This window comes from Janthinobacterium sp. KBS0711, from assembly GCF_000988085.1.
Taxonomy (GTDB): domain Bacteria; phylum Pseudomonadota; class Gammaproteobacteria; order Burkholderiales; family Burkholderiaceae_D; genus Janthinobacterium; species Janthinobacterium lividum_E.
This window is the reverse complement of record NZ_LBCO01000024.1, coordinates 62505-81555: the sequence shown is the minus strand read 5'-3', so window position 1 is coordinate 81555 and position 19051 is coordinate 62505. Positions and strand designations below refer to the sequence as shown.

General features: G+C 60.6%; 18 protein-coding genes and 1 pseudogene. 1 reads left to right on the top strand and 18 read right to left on the bottom strand.

Annotated elements, in window-relative coordinates; genetic code table 11:
* Window positions 1-405: pseudogene (locus tag VM94_RS28990) on the top strand (MFS transporter); the annotation flags it as partial.
* Window positions 406-408: 3 nt separating this feature from the next.
* Here VM94_RS28990 and VM94_RS12950 read toward each other — a convergent pair.
* From VM94_RS12950 to nuoE, 18 genes are all read right to left on the bottom strand, one after another.
* Window positions 409-711, bottom strand: coding sequence for a hypothetical protein (locus tag VM94_RS12950; protein ID WP_046683866.1), 303 nt, complete (start codon window positions 709-711; stop codon window positions 409-411).
* A 57-nt stretch (window positions 712-768) separates the two neighbouring features.
* A complete protein-coding gene (locus tag VM94_RS12945) occupies window positions 769-1944 on the bottom strand; it encodes a PQQ-dependent sugar dehydrogenase (protein WP_046683865.1) in 1176 nt (391 codons plus the stop codon).
* 114 nt (window positions 1945-2058) lie between these two features.
* On the bottom strand, window positions 2059-4098 hold the full coding sequence (locus VM94_RS12940) for a PKD domain-containing protein (RefSeq protein ID WP_138829160.1): 2040 nt from the start codon (window positions 4096-4098) through the stop codon (window positions 2059-2061).
* 158 nt (window positions 4099-4256) lie between these two features.
* Window positions 4257-4757, bottom strand: coding sequence for a 2-C-methyl-D-erythritol 2,4-cyclodiphosphate synthase (gene ispF, locus VM94_RS12935; RefSeq protein ID WP_046683863.1), 501 nt, complete (start codon window positions 4755-4757; stop codon window positions 4257-4259).
* A gap of 17 nt (window positions 4758-4774) precedes the next feature.
* Window positions 4775-5476 (bottom strand): 2-C-methyl-D-erythritol 4-phosphate cytidylyltransferase, encoded by a 702-nt coding sequence (gene ispD, locus VM94_RS12930; RefSeq protein WP_046683862.1) that lies wholly within the window; start codon window positions 5474-5476, stop codon window positions 4775-4777.
* A gap of 12 nt (window positions 5477-5488) precedes the next feature.
* The gene (locus VM94_RS12925) at window positions 5489-6184 is read right to left on the bottom strand and encodes a membrane protein (RefSeq protein WP_046684566.1); all 696 of its coding nucleotides are present in this window, start codon (window positions 6182-6184) and stop codon (window positions 5489-5491) included.
* 8 nt (window positions 6185-6192) lie between these two features.
* Window positions 6193-6750, bottom strand: coding sequence for an NUDIX domain-containing protein (locus VM94_RS12920; protein ID WP_046683861.1), 558 nt, complete (start codon window positions 6748-6750; stop codon window positions 6193-6195).
* A 58-nt stretch (window positions 6751-6808) separates the two neighbouring features.
* A complete protein-coding gene (locus tag VM94_RS12915; protein ID WP_046683860.1) occupies window positions 6809-7132 on the bottom strand; it encodes a DUF2818 family protein in 324 nt (107 codons plus the stop codon).
* Between the two features lie 3 nt (window positions 7133-7135).
* Window positions 7136-8638 (bottom strand): NADH-quinone oxidoreductase subunit NuoN, encoded by a 1503-nt coding sequence (gene nuoN, locus VM94_RS12910; protein ID WP_046683859.1) that lies wholly within the window; start codon window positions 8636-8638, stop codon window positions 7136-7138.
* Window positions 8639-8654: 16 nt separating this feature from the next.
* Entirely contained in the window at window positions 8655-10154 is a 1500-nt protein-coding gene (locus VM94_RS12905; protein WP_035820511.1) for an NADH-quinone oxidoreductase subunit M, read from the bottom strand.
* A 29-nt stretch (window positions 10155-10183) separates the two neighbouring features.
* Window positions 10184-12283 carry an NADH-quinone oxidoreductase subunit L gene (gene nuoL, locus VM94_RS12900; RefSeq protein WP_046683858.1) on the bottom strand — a complete coding sequence of 700 codons (2100 nt, stop codon included), beginning with the start codon at window positions 12281-12283 and terminating at the stop codon, window positions 10184-10186.
* Window positions 12284-12329: 46 nt separating this feature from the next.
* A complete protein-coding gene (nuoK, locus tag VM94_RS12895; protein ID WP_010399724.1) occupies window positions 12330-12638 on the bottom strand; it encodes an NADH-quinone oxidoreductase subunit NuoK in 309 nt (102 codons plus the stop codon).
* Window positions 12635-13267: an NADH-quinone oxidoreductase subunit J gene (locus tag VM94_RS12890; protein WP_034779507.1), complete on the bottom strand. Its 633-nt coding sequence runs from the start codon at window positions 13265-13267 to the stop codon at window positions 12635-12637. The genes nuoK and VM94_RS12890 overlap by 4 nt, the downstream gene beginning before the upstream one ends.
* Before the next feature lie 65 nt (window positions 13268-13332).
* A complete protein-coding gene (gene nuoI / locus VM94_RS12885) occupies window positions 13333-13821 on the bottom strand; it encodes an NADH-quinone oxidoreductase subunit NuoI (protein ID WP_010399726.1) in 489 nt (162 codons plus the stop codon).
* Window positions 13822-13835: 14 nt separating this feature from the next.
* The gene (gene nuoH, locus VM94_RS12880; protein ID WP_046683857.1) at window positions 13836-14918 is read right to left on the bottom strand and encodes an NADH-quinone oxidoreductase subunit NuoH; all 1083 of its coding nucleotides are present in this window, start codon (window positions 14916-14918) and stop codon (window positions 13836-13838) included.
* Window positions 14918-17251: an NADH-quinone oxidoreductase subunit NuoG gene (gene nuoG, locus VM94_RS12875; protein ID WP_046683856.1), complete on the bottom strand. Its 2334-nt coding sequence runs from the start codon at window positions 17249-17251 to the stop codon at window positions 14918-14920. The genes nuoH and nuoG overlap by 1 nt, the downstream gene beginning before the upstream one ends.
* Before the next feature lie 22 nt (window positions 17252-17273).
* Entirely contained in the window at window positions 17274-18569 is a 1296-nt protein-coding gene (gene nuoF / locus VM94_RS12870) for an NADH-quinone oxidoreductase subunit NuoF (protein WP_046683855.1), read from the bottom strand.
* Window positions 18566-19045: an NADH-quinone oxidoreductase subunit NuoE gene (gene nuoE, locus VM94_RS12865; RefSeq protein ID WP_035820520.1), complete on the bottom strand. Its 480-nt coding sequence runs from the start codon at window positions 19043-19045 to the stop codon at window positions 18566-18568. The genes nuoF and nuoE overlap by 4 nt, the downstream gene beginning before the upstream one ends.
* Window positions 19046-19051: the final 6 nt, after the last annotated feature.

Genomic DNA, 19051 nt, shown 5'->3' with positions numbered 1-19051 from the left:
GGCTGGGCCGCCGGCCGCTACGAACGGGCCGCGCTGATGGTGACGGGCGCCGTGCTGGGCTTGTCCACCCTGGCCCTGGCCGCATTCGGCAGCCATTCGCTAACGGCCATGCTGCTGGTGGCCGTGTGGGGCTTCGGTTTCGGCGCCATGCCGATCGCCGTGCAGACGTGGATGTTCAAGGCGGCGCCCCACTTGATGGAAGGCAGCAGCGCGCTGTTTGTCGCCATCGTGCAAGTGTCGCTGGCGTCGGGAGCATTGCTGGGAGGCATGGCCGTCGACCGGCTGGGCGTATCGAGCGCGATGGTGATCGGTGGCCTGTTCGCCCTCGGCTGCGCCTTGACGATCGCCATCTTCGGCAAGCCGCAGGCCAGCGCCAAGGCTGGCGTGGCCTGCATCGCATCGTAGAAATCAGATACGGCCGCGGCGGAATTCGCCAAGGAATTTCGCCACGTCGGCCGGCGTCATCACGACGTCCGCGTCGCCGTGATACGCATACAGGAAGGGAATACCGCCCAGGCGGTCCGTCAGCTTGGCAAACAGTAAAAAGCGGCTGCCCAGCGGATAGCGCTGCAGGTCGGCCAGGCGGCGCGAACACTGCACAGCCAGCTCGGGCGAAAAGGCCTGGCCCGGCACGGGGCGGATTTCCACGCGGCCGTTGACGGCGCGCGATTCGACGGCAACGTGCCGGTATGCATAAGTATCACGGGCCATGCCGCCACCTTGAATGAAGTAAAGGCGCCATCTTAAGCGAAGACCGCGCCTGCCGTGTTACTGCGGCACGATGCGCAGCAAGCGGCCATTATCCTCATCGGTCAGCGCATACAGGTAGCCGTCCGGCCCCTGCCGCACGTCGCGCACGCGCGCGCCGATGTCCAGGCGGTCCTGTCCCGTCACCTTGCCGCTGGCATCGACGGCGATGCGGCGGATATCCTTGGCCGCCAGGCCGCCGCTGAAGATGCTGCCGCGCCAGGCGGCGATCTTGTCGCCCGTGTAGACGGCCAGCCCCGACGGCGCCGGCGACGGCACCCAGGCCACGCTTGGATTGAGCATGCCCGCCACTTCGTGCTTGCCGACGGGTTCATGCGTCTTGTAGTCGGCGCCATAGCTTTGCAAAGGCCAGCCATAGTTGCCGCCTACCGTCACCAGGTTCAGCTCATCGCCGCCATACGGCCCGTGTTCCGTGGCCCACACGCGGCCGGAAACAGGATCGAGCGCCAGGCCCTGCACGTTGCGGTGGCCGTACGACCAGATTTCCGGCAAGGCCCCCTTGGCCGCCAGCGGATTGCCGGGCGCCGGTTTGCCGTCTTCCGTCAGGCGCAGGATGGAACCCTGGTGCGTGGCCAGGTTTTGCGCCTGCTCGCGCGCCAGGCGGTCGCCGATGCGCAGCGGCGGATTGCCGCCATCGGCCACGCTCATCAGCAAAGTACCATCCGGCAGCCACAGCAGGCGCGAACCGAAATGCTGGCCGCCGCTCTTGTCCGTGGCCACCTTGAACAGAGTCTGGATGCCCGTCACTTTCTTGCCGTCGAACACGCCGCGCACGAGGGTCGTGCGGTTCGCGTCATTCGTGCCCGTCGACACCGTCATGTAGACGCGTGGATTCGGCTTGCTGACATCCTGCGGGTGAATCACGATGTCGAGCAGGCCGCCCTGCCCGCCCGTAAACACCTTGGGCATGCCTTCCAGCGCCACGTCGCTGAACGTCTTGCCATTCAGCAGGTGCAAGGTGCCCAGCTTGCTGGTGACGAGCGCGCGCCCCTCGCCCAGCCAGGCGATGCCCCACGGCTGGCGCACGCCCTGCGCGACGGTCTCGGCCTTCCAGCCCTGTTTGGCGGCGGGGGGCTCGCCCGTGGCTTGCAGTTCGGCGTGGGCGGGCATGGCGCAGGCCGCGAAGGCTCCCAGCAGCAATGCGTTGGCAAGGCGTGTGCGCTTGATGATTGGCATCGGGAATTCTCCTGTGTCGTCAATGAAAAAAGGCGGCCGGGATGGTCTTTGCCATCGCGCCGCCTTCTAAAATATCACATCTTGCACGGCGGACGCGCCGCCGTTTTCATGCGATCAGCGATACACCAGATAGTACTTGGCGCGCGTGGCGCCCTTCTGTGCACCGCCCGTCTGCACCAGCGCCACCGGATCGCCGGCGGCCGTGTGGAAGACGCCGATACCATAGCTGGCTTCGCCACCAATCACCGGCAGGCTGACAGTGCCCGCAGCGAACAACAGCTCGCCGCTATACTTCTTGTAGCTGGTCTGGTACGTCGTATCGTAGGCCGGATAAAGATAGTCAAGCGAGCTTTCCATCAACAGCACTTCCGCCTTGATCGGCGAATAACTCATCGACTGCAGATTATTGCTGAGACCACTGCTGCTTGTACCGAAAATAAAGCGCCCCACATATTTCAGCGTATCGGTATTGAAGTAGGTGCCATTTGCGGCAAACAACAGATCTTCCTTCGGCGACAGGACGAACGGCGATGGCACGCTGTATTCACTGTAGGTGCTACCGCTGGTCAGGATGGCATTCGTTGCAGGGTCGATGGTGAAATAGGCCAGACTGGAGTAACTGCCCTGCGAAAGAAAAGCCTTGTTCTTCGATGTGGCAAACACGCCGCGCAAGGCGCCATAGAAACCGCCGCCACTGGAAAAATCCAGCGAAGGCAAAGCCTGCCCCGTACGGCCGTTAATGACTGCAATTGCCGGCCGCGCGGATGAAACCAGCGTCTGACCCGTGAGGAATACCACACCGTCATTGGTGACAAACACTTCCGTTTGCGTGCCGCCAGTGCCCGTCGAGTTCAGCAATGTACCTGTTACCAAGTCAACCAGGCTGACCACACCATCATGCAGCACCCCAGCCAGCTTGCCATCCGGGCTCAGATTGAAGGCCTTGACCGCGGCCGGCAGATTGACGCTGGTGAAGGTACCATCGACCGGATTGATGACTTTCACGGCATCGGGCTCGGCAGTGACGACGACCAGGCGGTCAATGGCCAGGCTATAGCGCATGTCGACCGGTTTGAACGGTAGCGGAAGCACGCTGGACGTCGACGTGTATACGTTGAGCTTCAGGTAGGCGACCGCCGTCTGGCGGCCATTGCCGACCGTCAGCGACAGTACGTAGGCGCCGGCCACATCCGGCGTAAAGGAAGGAATCGCCGCAGCAGCTGCGCCGACGGTGGCTACGGAGCCGGCAGGCCGGCTGTCGACCGCCCAGGCATAAGTCAATTGCGCGCCACCCTCGTCATAGCTCAGGATGCCGCTGGTGACGACGGGCTGGCCCACGGGTACGCTCTGGTTGTCGCGGCTGACCACCGCCACCGTGCCCTGGATCACACCAGTAGGAATGCTGTTGTTGGCATCGAACTGGTACACGGTCTCGGCATAGGCGCCCTTACCATCGGCGCCGCGGGCGCGCACTTTGTACAAGCCCAGCACATCCGGCGAGAAACGGGCCGTTTGACCTGCAGCAAACAACACCGAGGTGCTGCTGGCTGGCTTCTGGATCAATTCCCACGTCGTGGTCACCTTGTCGCCATCGGCATCGATGCTGCCCGTGGCATCAAGCACGATGCCGGAACCAATCGATACAGCCACGGGCGTCTTGACGACCGGTTGCGCCGTGAACGTGGCGTTGACGACGATCACGGCGTTCGGTACGCGGTTATTCACCAGCACCGTCACATTTTTTTCCGCGAAACCACCCTTGCTATTGGAGACCCGCAACTTGAAGACGTAGCTGCCCAGCACGTCGGCCTGGAAGCCCAGCTTGGCAACTGTGGCGCTCTGCAAACTCAGGCTGCTGTCGGTGGGCTTGGAAACAATGCTCCAGGCAAAGCTCAACGCATTGCCTTCGCTATCCTTGCTGCCGCCAGCATCGAGTTCGATCGGTGCGCCCATGCTGCCGATGGCATCTGCGCCTTCGGCAGCTGCGGAAACCGCACCGGCAAACACAACGACAGCTTGCGGCACGACGGCTGCGGGCGGCGTCACGACGCTGCCATCACTGCTGCTCCCCCCGCCACACCCGGCCAGCATAGCCATGGCCAACAGGCTGGCGCCCAGCCAGCACAATGCCGGCCCCTGCATACGACTCTTCATATGATTCCGTTCTCTCAATATTCCCGTGGTTATAGGTGACGTCTTGTCGCGTCCGAAAAGCGGACAAATATTATCATGACAATAACGTTAAATTTTCACCAAATTTCAATTTGGAAATATTAATTTCAGAAATCATTAAAAAGCGCTGCCGGGCACGCTCAGGCACGCAGCAGCAAGGCCACGGCCTCGGCCGCGATGCCCTCTTCACGGCCCAGGTAACCGAGCTTTTCATTCGTCTTGGCCTTGATGTTGACCTGTCCCACGGAAACGCCCAGGTCTTCGGCCACGTTGGCGCACATGGCGGCGATGTGCGGCGCCATTTTCGGGCGCTGGGCGATGATGGTGGCGTCGATGTTGCCGATCACATAGCCGGTGGCTTGCACGCGGCGCACGGCTTCGCGCAGCAGGGTGCGCGAATCGGCGCCCTTGAATTGCGCGTCCGTGTCGGGGAAATGGCGGCCGATGTCGCCCAGGGCGGCCGCGCCGAAGATGGCGTCCGTGATGGCGTGCAGCAGCACGTCGGCGTCGGAGTGGCCGAGCAAGCCCAGGTGATGGGGGATTTTCACGCCGCCGATGATCAGGTCGCGGTTTTCCACCAGCGCGTGGCAGTCATAGCCCTGGCCGATGCGAAATGGGAGGTCGGAAGTCGTTGGGTTCATGCGGGTCTCTCTGGAATTCAAGGATGGGCCAAATACAGCTCGGCCGTGTGGATGTCGCGCGGCAGGGTCACCTTCAGGTTGCGCGGGTGGCCCTCGATCAATTTGGGCGCCAGGCCCAGCGCTTCGACAGCGCTGGCGTCGTCCGTGATTGCTTGCGGGTCGGGTGCTTCGGACAAGGCCCGGTGCAGCAGCGCATAGCTGAACATTTGCGGCGTCTGCGCCAGCCATAGATGGTCGCGCGGCACCGTCTGCGCTGACACATTGGCGGCCCCTGCCCGCTTGACGGTGTCGACCACGGGCAAGGCCAGCAAGCCGCCGGCCGGATGTCCACCGACTTCGGTAATGAGCTTTTCGATCAGCGCCGGCGTCAGGCCGGGCCGCGCCGCGTCGTGCACCAGCACCTGGTCGTGGGCAGCGATGCTGCCGTGCATGGCGTGCAAGCCATTGAGGATGCTTTCCATGCGCGTGGCGCCGCCGCAGCGCAGCACAGTCACGCCCTGCTCCGGCACGACCGTGTCGATCACGCCATCGTCGGCGCTGACGACGACATAGGTGTGCGCGATGAGGGGGCTGGCAAGAAAGGCGTCGAGCGCATGGCGCAGCATGGGTTTGCCGGCGATGGCTAAATATTGCTTGGGACTGCCCGCTTCCATGCGCGCGCCCACGCCGGCGGCGGGGATCAGCGCAAAGTAACGGATGGTGTTCGGTGCTGCTGTCATGCCATTCCTTGTCTAGTTGGCGGGCGCTGCCTTGCCCGCCAGGATGTTCTGGATTTCGCCTTTGCACGCCTTGCCCAGGCGCGCATATTCCTGTGGAGAATCGATGGCCGCCTGCAAGGTTTCCACCTTGCGCATTTCGGCCTTGATGTAGGGCAGCCAGCCCGTGTCGATCTCGCGCGCCAGCGCCGCCTTGGCTGTGCCGCTGGGCGCGTACAGGGGCCGCGCTTCGAAGCGTTTGGCCAGCGCCGCGCGCACGGTCTTTTCCACGCGCGGCAAGTGTTCCATATAGGTTTTCATGTGCCGCAACTCGTGCGCGAGTATCTCATCATACGCGCAAGTGCCGGGGGCAAACTCGCGGCCGATATAGATCACCACGGGCGCATACGTGAGGGACACGGTAATCTGCGGCGCCACACATTCATAGCCGCTGGCCGGGTCTTGCAGCATGGGACCGGCCAGGGCGATGGCCACGCGCGAATCCGTCTTGGTCAAGCCCAACACCCAGGTGTTGGCGCGCGCCGTGCCCTTCATCACCGTCAGGGCCTTGTACGGCAGATGCGTGTCGATGCTGTAGCCATTCTGCTGCGCCGTCAGCACGGACACCGTCTTGCTGATCGTGTCTTCGCAGCGCACCTGAAACGGCGTGCGCGCGGCTCCGTGCGCGCCCAGGCTGGCGGCCGCCAGCAGCAGGAAGATTGCCGTGCGCATGCGCTGTATCAGGCCGGCTGCCACACGCCGCTGGTGATCTTGTCGAGCCAGAAGATGCCGATAACGGTTTTCACGTCCGTGATCGTGCCATCCTTGACCCAGTCGAGCAGCTGCGGCACGGTGGCTGTAAATGTCTCGAGGAATTCGCCTTCATCGAGCTGGCGTTCGCCGGCGACCAGGCCGCGCGCCAGGAACAGTTCCAGGTGTTCATCTGAATACGCGATGGCGTTGTGGATGGTGGAGACGAATTGCCAGTCGCTGGCCGTGTAGCCCGTCTCTTCCAGCAACTCGCGCTGGGCGCACGCCAGGTGCGATTCGCCCGCGTCGATCTTGCCAGCCGGGAATTCAATGAAGACCCGGTCCAGCGGATAGCGGTACTGGCGCTCCATCAGCACCGTGCCATCGTCGAGCAGCGGCAGGATGACGACGGCGCCCGGATGCAGGACGAATTCGCGCGCCGTGATCTTGCCATCCGGCAGAGACACACGGTCGCGCTGCACGCGCAGGAAGCCGCCTTGGTAGACGAGCTCGCCATCCACCTTGGTTTCAATCAGATTCGTATCCATGGAATTCCTTTATTCAATAAAAAAACGGCGCCAGAGGCGCCGCTTTCGGTGGTTGCTGCTAACGGCGTTTGCGCAGGTAGCGTCCGACAAAACCTGGGAAAGCCAGCACCAGGAACAGACAGCCGGTGATGGCGTAGAACTCCCACGTCTGCGGGAAACCGTTGCCGATGCGCGCTTCGAGCGCGAACGCCACGGCGCCGACGATGAAGTACAGAATCACCATCTCCAGCAGGCGCAGCGCCAGCGGCTTGCGCCAGACCTGCTCCGCTTGCGCCGCCTTTTTCAGGGGCACGGCGGCAAACAGTTTCTCGTTCAAGAAAGGCAGGTTGGCGCCCAGGATGCCCAGGGCGATCACCAGCCAGCTCGAGACGGTGACATCCATCGGTCAGGACGCCAGGGTCTTGGTGATGGCCGAAGCGCAGGCCGCCAGGATGCTCTCAGGCATCACGCCCAGCGCCAGAACGAACACGCCGTTCAGGGCCAGCACGACGCGCATGTCGCCATGCACGACCAGCGCGTTGCTGTCCGTCGGCTCGTCGAACCACATCATTTTCACGACGCGCAGGTAGTAGAAGGCGCCGATCAGCGAGAACAGCACGGCGGCAATCGTCAGCCACAGCTGGCCCGTGGCCAGCACGGAAGCCAGCACCGAGTACTTGGCCATGAAGCCCATCAGCGGCGGCACGCCAGCCAGCGAGAACATGAACAGGGTCATCACCAGCGCGAAGATCGGGCTGCGTTTGCCCAGGCCCTTGAAATCGGCCAGTTCTTCCGCTTCGAAACCACTACGTGCCAGCAACATGATCACGCCAAAGGTACCCAGGGTGGTGAACACGTAGGTGATGACGTAGTACATCGAGGCGCCGTAGGCGGTGGCTGCGCCAGCCGCGTTCAGGGTGTTGTTCGGTGCGTCAACGGTACCGGACAGCAGACCCAGCAGAACGAAGCCCATTTGCGCGATGGTCGAGTACGCCAACATGCGCTTCAGATTCGTTTGCGCGATGGCGGTGAAGTTACCGATGGCCAGCGACATCACGGCCAGCACCAGCAGCATTTGCTGCCAGTCATGCGCCATCGGCAGCAAGCCCTCGCCCAGCAAACGCAGGGTGATGGCAAACGCGGCCAGTTTCGGCGCGCCGCCCAACAGCAAGGTCACGGCCGTTGGCGAACCTTGATACACGTCAGGCACCCACATGTGGAATGGCACGACGCCCAGTTTGAAGGCCAGGCCCGCAACGAGGAACACCAGGCCGAAGACCATGATGGTGCCGTTGGTCTTGCCGTTTTCCAGCGCCACGCGCAGTTCGCCCAGGTCCAGGGTGCCGGACGCGCCGTACAGCATCGAGATGCCGTACAACATGAAACCGGAAGCCAGCGCGCCCAGGATGAAGTATTTCATGGCCGCTTCCGTGGCCTTGGCATTGTCACGGCGCAGCGCGATCAGCGCGTACAGCGACAGCGACATCAGTTCCAGACCCAGGTAGATGATCAGGAAATTGTTGGCCGAGATCATGATCATCTGGCCCAGCAGTGCAAACAGGGCCAGCACGTAGAACTCGCCGCCCAGGTTGCCCGACAGCATATTGCGGTCGGTGGCGTAGGCACGCGAGTAGATCAGGGTCAGCGCCACGGCGCCGTACGAGAACAGTTTCAGCAGCTGCGACATCGGGTCCGACACGAACATGTTGTGGAACGTATAGACGGTGGTGCCCGCGTTGAAGTCGCCCACGGTCAGCAAGGCGCAGCCGGCCAGGGTCAGCAAGGACAGCGCATAGGTGATCGAACGCTTCGCCGCAGGCAAGAACATATCGATCAGCAAGAGCGCCGACGTGGCGATCAGCAGAAAGATTTCCGCGTACAGCGGTACCAGATTAGGTGCATTAGTCATGTTATCGGTCTTCTATTTAAGGCAACTTGCTGGTGGCGACATGCTGCAGCAGGTCAGCAACCGAAGTTTGCATCGTGTCGGTGAACGGGGCTGGGTACAGACCCATCACGAGCACGGCGATGGCCAGCACAGCAAGCATGAAGAATTCACGTTTGTTGATGTCGGTCAGTTCGGCCACATGCTTGTTCTTGATCTTGCCGAACACCACGCGCTTGGCCATCCACAGCGAGTACGCCGCGCCCCAGATCAGTGCCGTTGCAGCCAGCAGACCGATCCAGAAGTTGTATTTCACCGCGCCCAGGATCACCATGAACTCGCCGACGAAGCCGGACGTCGCTGGCAGACCGCAGTTGGCCATCGAGAACAGCACGAAGAAGGCGGCAAATTTTGGCATGCGGTTCACGACGCCGCCGTAGTCGGCGATGTTGCGGGTATGCATGCGGTCATACAGCACGCCGATGCACAGGAACATCGCGCCGGAGATGAAGCCGTGCGAGACCATCTGCACGATACCGCCCTGCACCGAAATGTCGTTGAACATGAAGAAGCCCAGGGTCACAAAACCCATGTGCGCGATCGACGAATAGGCGACCAGTTTTTTCATGTCGGTTTGCACCAGGGCAACCAGACCGATGTAGATGACGGCGATCAGCGACAAGGTGATCATGAAGCCCGACAGGTAGTGGCTGGCGTCAGGCGTGATCGGCAGCGAAAAACGCAGGAAGCCATACGCGCCCAGTTTCAGCATGATGGCGGCCAGCACGGCGGAACCGCCCGTAGGCGCTTCCACGTGGACGTCCGGCAACCACGTGTGGACGGGGAACATCGGCACCTTGACGGCAAACGCCATCAGGAAGGCCAGGAAGATGAAGATCTGTTCGTTCATCGTCAGCTTGAACGCATGCCAGGCCAGGATGTCGAAGGTGCCCGACACATTGCGCAGGTAGATGATGGCAACCAGGGTCAGCAGCGAACCGAAGAAGGTGTACAGGAAGAACTTGAACGACGCGTACACGCGGTTCGAGCCGCCCCAGATACCGATGATGATGAACATCGGGATCAGGGTTGCTTCAAAGAAGAAGTAGAACAGCAAGCCGTCCAGCGCGCAGAACACGCCGATCATCAGGCCCGACAGGATCAGGAACGAGCCCATGTACTGGGCGATGCGCTTCTCGATCACTTGCCAAGCCGAAATGACGACGATGACGGTGATGAAGGCCGTCAGTGGCACGAACCACAGCGACAGGCCGTCGATACCCAGCGAGTACCAGATATTGAAGGTTGCTATCCACGGTGCTTTTTCGACGAATTGCATGCCGTGTGCGGCGTTGTCGAAATGCTGGATCAGCGGCAAGGTGCACAGCATGCTGAGCACGGCGCCAGCCAGCGACAGCCAGCGGGTAAAGCCCGCTTTGCTGTCACGGCCGAGAGCCAGGATCAGGACGCCGCAAATGATCGGCACCCAGATCGACAGACTCAGGTAAGGAGGTAATGTAGAAATCGTAGACTGCATCATGGTTCTCAGTATTCTTTTATCAGGTCAGCTTACTTAGCGGGCCAGAATGGCAGGAAATAGATCAGGAAGCCCAGCACGCCCAGGATCATCACGAATGCATAGTGATAGATGTAGCCGGTCTGCAGCACTCGCGACAGCGAGGACAGCCAGGCGACGACCTTGGCGCTACCATTGACGACGAAACCGTCGATCAGCTTCTTGTCACCGAAGTTCCACAGGCCATTACCCAGCAAGCGGGCACCGCCGGCGAACACGACTTCATTGAACTTGTCCATGTAGTACTTGTTGTCCAGCAGGGTGTGGATCGCGTGGAACTTGGCAAAGAACCAGGCCGGTACACGCGGGTTGACCATGTAGCAGTAGTAGGCTGCCACCACGCCGGACAATGCCAGCCAGAACGGTGCCGTCGACAGTCCGTGGATCGCCATCGCCATTGCGCCGTGGAATTCATGCGACAACTCTTCCATTGCTGGATGGTTTTCGCCAACGAAAATCACGCCCTTGAAGAAATCGCCATGCAGCATCGGGCCGATCGTCAGGTAGCCGATGATCAGCGAAGGGATCGCCAGCATCACCAGCGGAAACCAGACGACGAATGGGGACTCGTGCGGCTTCTGGCCAGGTTCCAGACCGTGGTGCGCGTGGTCGTCTTCCTCTTCGTCATGGTGGTCATCATGTGCATCGCCGTGCGCGCCATGGGCCGCTTTCGGTGCGTGATGGTCGTCGTGACCGTGCGCATGCGCCTGGCCGAAACGTTCCTTGCCGTGGAAGACGAGGAAGTACATGCGGAACGAGTAGAACGCGGTGACGAACACGCCAGCCAGCACGGCGAACTGGGCAAAGCCAGCGCCCCAGATATGCGTCGCTTCGACGGCTTCAATGATGCTGTCTTTCGAGTAGAAACCGGAGAACAGCGGCGTGCCGATCAGGGCCAGCGACCCGACCAGCGACGTGATCCACGTGATCGGCATGTACTTGCGCAGGCCGCCCATGTTGCGGATATCTTGATCGTGGTGCATGCCGATGATGACGGAACCGGCGCCCAGGAACAGCAGTGCCTTGAAGAATGCGTGCGTCATCAGGTGGAACACGGCCACGGAGTATGCGGACGAACCGAGCGCCACGGTCATGTAACCGAGCTGCGACAGGGTCGAGTAAGCGACGACGCGCTTGATGTCGTTCTGGATGATGCCCAGGAAGCCCATGAACAGCGCCGTGATGGAGCCGATCACGAGGATGAAGGACAGTGCCGTGTCGGACAGTTCGAACAGCGGCGACATGCGCGAGACCATGAAGATACCGGCCGTCACCATCGTCGCGGCGTGAATCAGTGCAGAGATCGGGGTAGGTCCTTCCATCGAATCAGGCAGCCACACGTGCAGCGGGAACTGCGCCGATTTGCCCATCGCGCCGATGAACAGGCAGATGCAGGCAACGGTCAGCAGGGCCCAGTCGGTACCTGGCAGGCTCAACAGCGCCAGTTCGTCTTTCTTGGCGAACACTTCCTGGTAGTTCATGGTGCCGGCGTAAGCCAGCAGCAAGCCGATGCCCAGGATGAAGCCGAAGTCGCCCACGCGGTTGACGAGGAACGCCTTCATGTTGGCCACGATGGCCGTCGGACGCTGGTACCAGAAACCGATCAGCAGGTAAGAGACCAGGCCCACGGCTTCCCAACCGAAGAACAGTTGCAGGAAGTTGTTGGCCATGACCAGCATCAGCATCGAGAACGTGAACAGCGAGATGTAGGCGAAGAAACGGTTGTAGCCTTCGTCGTCCTTCATGTAGCCGATCGTGTAGATGTGCACCATCAGGGAGACGAAGGTGACCACGCACATCATCATCGCCGACAGCGAATCGATCTGGAAGCCCACTTCCATCTTCAGGGTGCCGATCGTCATCCAGTTATAGATCGTGCCATTGAATGTCGCGCCATCCATCACTGCCAGCAGTGTCTGCACGGACAGGATGAACGCAATCAGTACGCCCAGGATCGTCGCGGTATGCGACGTCTTGCGTCCGACCAAATTACCCAGGAACTGGGTGCCAAGCAAGCCTGCAATCGCGGCACCGGCCAGCGGCGCCAGCGGTACGGCAAGAAGGAGGTTAGGGTTGAGGAGTTGCCCCGCCATGATGAACCTTAATCGTTATTATTCGAGAGATCGAGTCTGAAAAACATCAGCCTTTGAGGCTGTCCAGGTCTTCGACGTTGATGGTATCCAGATTACGGAACATCACCACCAGAATAGCCAGACCGATAGCCGACTCAGCGGCGGCAACCGTCAGGATGAAGAAAACGAAGATCTGACCGGCCGCGTCGCCCATGAAATGGGAGAACGCGATGAAATTCATATTCACCGCCAGCAGCATCAATTCGATTGCCATCAGCAATACGATGATGTTCTTGCGGTTCAGGAAAATACCGACGATCGAGATTGCGAACAGGATCGCGCCCAGGACCAAAAAATGTGTGAGCGATAATGTCATGGTGCCTCCTTAACTTCCGGCTCAGCCGCAGGACGCTCGACAACCGCGTCCATCTTGATGATCTTCAGGCGGTCGTTGCGCTTGACGCGCACGGCATCGCCCGGAGCAAAATGCTTGGTGTCCTTGCGTTTGCGCAAGGTCAGCGCGACCGCGGCAACGATGGCCACCAGCAACACGACGGCAGCGATCTCGAAGGCAAACACGTATTTCGTGTAGATCAGCAGGCCCAGTTCCTTGGTGCCGCCCAGGTTGACGTTGACCGGAGCGATGCTAGGCGCAAAGTTGCGGAAACCGTGCCACAGGACAGCGGCCATTTCCAGCACGATGATCACGCCCACCGTCACCGACAAAGGCAGGTAACCCCAGAAGCCTTCGCGCATGCGGTCGATATTGATATCGAGCATCATGACCACGAAGAGGAACAGCACCATCACGGCGCCGACGTACACCAATACCAGCACGATGGCCAGGAATTCAGCTTGCAGCAGCATCCAGATGCCCGCTGCGGAAAAGAAGGACAGTACCAGGAACAGTACTGCGTGGACCGGATTACGGGCCGTGATGACGCGCGTCGCTGCCAGAATCAAGATCAGTGCGAAGGCGTAAAACAAAATTGTTTTAAAGTCCATAAAAAACCCAATAGACGTACAGATGAACGAGGGGCGCGCCGCAGCCAATGGCTACGGCGCATCCATCAGCGATAAGGTGCGTCGGCGGCGCGCGCAGCGGCGATGTCATTTTCATAACGATCACCTACGGCCAGCAACATCTCTTTCGTGTAATACAAATCCCCGCGTTTCTCGCCGTGGTATTCCAGGATTTGCGTCTCGACGATCGAATCGACCGGGCATGACTCTTCGCAGAAACCGCAGAAGATGCACTTGGTCAAGTCAATATCGTAACGCGTGGTGCGGCGCGAACCGTCGTCACGCTGTTCCGATTCGATCGTGATGGCCATCGCCGGGCAAACCGCTTCGCACAGTTTGCAGGCGATGCAACGTTCCTCGCCGTTCGGGTAGCGGCGCAGCGCGTGCAAGCCACGGAAACGCGGCGAGATCGGTGTCTTCTCTTCCGGGAATTGCACCGTGATCTTGCGCGAAAACATGTACTTGCCTGTCAGCGCCATGCCCTTGATCAGCTCGCCTAACAAGAGGCTGCTGAAGAAATCTTTTACCTTATCCATTCGTATGCACTCTCTTACTTCCAAATATTCCAGGATGTCTGCATCCAGGCAGCGACGAAGACCAGGTAGACCAGCGTCAACGGGATAAACACTTTCCAGCCGAGGCGCATGATCTGGTCATAACGGTAGCGTGGGAAAGTACCGCGCACCCAGATAAACACCGACACGATGAAGAAGGTCTTGGCGAACAGCCAGAAGAAGCCGCCGAAACCACCCCAGAACTCGAGGAAGGCAAATGGTGCGGACCAGCCACCGAGGAACATGAGCGAAGTCAGCGCGCCGATCAGGATCATGTTGGCGTATTCGGCCAGCATGAACATGGCGTAGGCCATGCCCGAGTACTCGACCATGTGGCCGGCAACGATTTCCGACTCGCCTTCGACGACGTCGAACGGGTGACGGTTGGCTTCAGCCAGGCCCGACACCATGTAGATGACGAACATCGGCAGCAGCGGCAGCCAGTTCCACGACAGGAAGTTCACGCCCTTGTCGGCGAAGTAGCCGATTTGCTGGCCGCCGACGATGTCGATGAAGTTCAGGCTGCCCGAGACCATCAGCACGATGACCATCACGAAGCCCATCGGGATTTCATACGAAATCATCTGCGCCGAAGCGCGCATGGCGCCCATGAACGAGTACTTCGAGTTCGAGGCCCAGCCGGCGATGATGATGCCGTAGACTTCCATCGAGGTAATCGCCAGCAGCATCAGCAAGCCCGCGTTGACGTTGGCCAGCACGGCTTGCGGACCGAACGGCACGACCGACCAGGCGGCCAGGGCCGGCATGATGGTCATGATCGGGCCGATCACGAACAGGCCCTTGGCGGCCTTGGACGGGATGATGATCTCTTTGAACAAGAGTTTCAGCGCATCGGCGATCGGCTGCAGCAAGCCCAATGGACCCACGCGGTTCGGGCCGACGCGGATCTGGATCCAGCCGATCAGCTTGCGCTCCCACAAGGTCAGGTAAGCAACCAGGCCCATCAGCGGCAGCAGCACGCACAGGATCTTGATCAGGGTCCAGAAGAACGGCCACGAGCCGCCCAGCAAATCCTGGCCGCCGCTGTTGATGACGTTTACAAATTCAGGCAGAGCCATCAGATTTTCCCCTCTGCTGTTTCAACTGTGATGTCACCGAACATGCCGCCCAGGCCAGCCGTCGAGGCATGCGCCGCCGACACCTTGACCACATTGGCTGGCAGGCCGGCGTGAATTGCCGCCACCAGGATGGCGCTGCCGGAGCCTTGCGCCACTTTGACCTTGTCGCCCGCCTTGATGCCCAGCTTGCCAGCCAGTTCGGCGGACAGGTGTGCTTGCGGCGCGGCGCCATCGACCGTGCGTTGCAACGGTTCGGAGCGGCGTACCAGCGCGTCGGCAAAGTAGATCGGCACGTCGGCGATGCGTTGCAGCGCAGGCGAAGCCGGCGCGTACGTTGCCGCTTCCGGCGCGTTCTTGGCGATGTTGTTCAGCTGTGCCGACAGATCGGTCACGCCGGCGCCAAACGCCTCGTCGCGGATCGCTTCGGAAGTGTCGTAGTCGAAACCGGCCAGGCCCAGGATGTTGCCCAGGACGCGCAGCACTTTCCAGGCTGGACGGGTTTCCGCCAGCGGTTTCACGGTGCCGTTGAAGCTTTGCGCGCGGCCTTCGCAGTTCACGAAGGTACCCGAGGTTTCCGCGAACGGAGCGATCGGCAGCAAGACATCGGCGTAATCCATGCCGTGCTTGAAGGCGGACATGGCCACGACCATGTCGGCGCCGTCCAGGGCGGCGCGGGCCGCTTGTGGATTGGCGGCATCGAGTTCCGGCTCGGCGTGCAGCAGCACGTAGGCTTTCTTCGGTACGGCAAACGCTGCTTGCACGTTGGCGCGCGGCTTGGCGACCAGGTGCGCGCCAACCGTGTTGGCCGCTTCCGTCAGGTAACCGAGCTTGGCGCCCGTCTGTTCGGCGATCCATTGCGCGGCAGCATGCAGTTGCGACGCTTGGGGATGTTGCGTTGCCGCGTTACCCAGCAGCACGGCGCCGTTGTCGCCAGCCATCAGGCTCGCGGCGATGGCCACTGCCACATCCGAAGCGGCAACCGCTTCGAAACCGCTTGGCGCGGCGATTTCTTTGGCTTTCGCAACAGCGACGACCACTTCCGACAAGGCCGCCAGCCAATCGCTTGGCGCTAGAATCATCTTGTTGGCGATGGTGATCAGCTGATCATCGTCGGAGGCGTGCAGGATCGACAGCTTGGCGCCGCCCTTGACGGACGCGCGCAAACGCGTGGCCAGCAATGGGTGATCCTTGCGCAGGAACGAGCCGATGACGAAGGCGCGCTTGATCTGGCCAAATTCGTTGATCGGCATGCCCAGCCATGGCTTGACGCCAGCGTCCAGCGCGAAGTCGGTCTGGCGCAGGCGGAAGTCGACGTTCTCGGAACCGAGACCGTTGGCCACTTTCTGCAGCAGGACCAGCTCTTCGACGGTCGAATGCGGCGTTGCCAGCGCGGCGATGGCGTCTGCGCCATGCTCGTGCTTGATGTTTTTCAGGCCGTGCGCCACGTATTCCAGCGCGGTCTGCCAATCGACTTCCTTCCACTCGTTGCCTTGTTTCAGCATCGGGGAAGTCAGGCGTTCGGCGCTGTCCAGCGCTTCGTACGAGAAACGGTCCTTGTCCGAGATCCAGCACTCGTTGACGGCTTCGTTTTCCAGCGGCAATACGCGCTTGACCTTGCCAGCTTTCACTTGCACGATCAGGTTCGAACCGAGGCCGTCATGCGGGCTGACCGATTTGCGGCGCGACAGTTCCCACGTACGGGCGCTGTAGCGGAACGGCTTCGAGGTCAGTGCGCCAACCGGGCACAGGTCGATCATGTTGCCCGACAGTTCGGAGTCGACGGACTGGCCGACAAACGACACGATTTCCGAGTGTTCGCCGCGGCCGATCATGCCCAGCTCCATCACGCCGGCCACTTCCTGACCAAAGCGTACGCAGCGGGTGCACTGGATGCAGCGCGACATTTCCTGCATGGAGACCAGCGGACCGGCTTCCTTCGGCGTGACGACGCGCTTGTCTTCCTTGTAGCGCGATTCGCTCTTGCCGTAGCCCACTGCCAAGTCTTGCAACTGGCATTCGCCGCCCTGATCGCAGATCGGGCAATCGAGCGGGTGGTTAATCAGCAAGAATTCCATGACCGACTTTTGCGCCTGCACAGCTTTATCGCTGGCGGAGCGCACGATCATGCCGGCACTGACCGGGGTCGCACAAGCGGGCAAAGGCTTCGGCGCCTTTTCCACTTCGACCAGGCACATGCGGCAGTTCGCTGCGATCGACAATTTCTTGTGATAGCAGAAGTGCGGAATGTAGGTTCCCAATTTGTTGGCGGCGTCCATCACCATGCTACCAGCAGGGACTTCGACTTTTTTGCCGTCTATTTCGATTTCAACCATGGTGATCGTTACCTGACGCAGCTTAGATATATGCGGGCACTAAGCAATGCTTGTGCTCGATATGATATTCAAATTCTTCACGGAAATTCTTAATGAAGGCCCGTACCGGCATGGCAGCCGCATCGCCCAGCGCGCAAATGGTGCGGCCCTGGATGTTGTCGGCGATCGAGTTGAGCATGTCCAGGTCGTCTGGACGACCCTGCCCCTGCTCGATGCGGTGCACCATGCGGTACATCCAGCCTGTGCCTTCACGGCAAGGCGTACACTGGCCGCACGATTCTTCAAAGTAGAAGTAGGACAGGCGTTCCAGCGCCTTTACCATGCAGCGTGTTTCGTCCATCACGATGACGGCGCCCGAACCCAACATCGAACCGGCTTTCGCGATCGAGTCGTAGTCCAGGTCGGTCTGCATCATGATGTCGCCGCGGATCACAGGGGCGGACGAACCGCCAGGGATCACGGCCTTGATCTTTTTGCCACCGCGCATGCCGCCTGCCAGTTCCAGCAGGGTCGCAAACGGGGTGCCGAGCGGTACTTCGTAGTTGCCCGGTTTTTCCACGTCGCCCGAGATCGAGAAAATCTTCGAACCGCCATTGTTCGGCTTGCCCATCGCCAGGTATTTCTCTGGACCGATGTTCAGCACGAATGGCACGGCCGCGAAGGTTTCCGTGTTGTTGATCGTCGTCGGCTTGCCGTACAGGCCAAACGAGGCAGGGAAAGGCGGCTTGAAGCGCGGCTGGCCTTTCTTGCCTTCCAGCGATTCGAGCAGGGCCGTTTCTTCGCCGCAGATGTAGGCGCCATAACCATGGTGCGCGTGCAACTGGAACGAGAACTCGCTGCCCATGATCTTGTCGCCCAGGAAGCCGGCGGCGCGCGCCTCTTCCAGCGCTTCTTCGAAACGCAGGTATTCCTGGAAGATTTCACCGTGGATATAGTTGTAGCCCACGGTGATGCCCATCGCATAAGCGCCAATGGCCATGCCTTCGATCAGGGCATGGGGATTGTAACGAATGATGTCGCGGTCCTTGAAAGTGCCCGGTTCGCCTTCATCTGTATTGCAGACGAGGTATTTCTGGCCCGGGAACTGGCGCGGCATGAAGCTCCACTTCAAGCCGGTAGGGAAACCCGCGCCGCCACGGCCGCGCAAGGACGAAGCCTTGAGGTCGGCGATGATCTGTTCCGGCGTGATTTTCTCTTCCAGGATACGCCGCAGGGCGCTATAGCCGCCGCGGCTCACATAATCTTGCAAATGCCAGTTCTTGCCATCCAGATCCTTCAGGATCAATGGATCGATATGGCGGTTGTGGAGTGACGTCATTTCTTGAGTTCCTCCAGCATGGCGTCGATTTTCTCGTTCGACATCCAGCTGCACATGGTTTTATTACTGACCAGCAAGACAGGCGCATCGCCGCAAGCACCCATGCACTCGCCTTCAACCAGGGTGAACTGGCCGTCTGCGGTGGTTTCGCGGAAATCGATACCCAGTTTCTGCTTCAGGTACTCTGCAGCGCGCACGCCGCCCGACAAGGCGCATGGCAGGTTGGTGCACACGGTGATCTTGTGCTTGCCCACGGGTTTCACGTTGTACATATTGTAGAACGTGGCCACTTCCTGCACGGCAATCGCCGGCATGCCGATGTAATCGGCCAGTTCCTTCATGGTTTCCGGCGCCAGCCAGCCCAGTTCATCCTGGGCATGGGCCAGCGCGGCCATGACGGCCGACTGACGCTGGTCGGCCGGGTACTTGGCCAGCTCGCGGTCAATTTTCTTATAGCATTGCTCTGATAACAACATACTTTT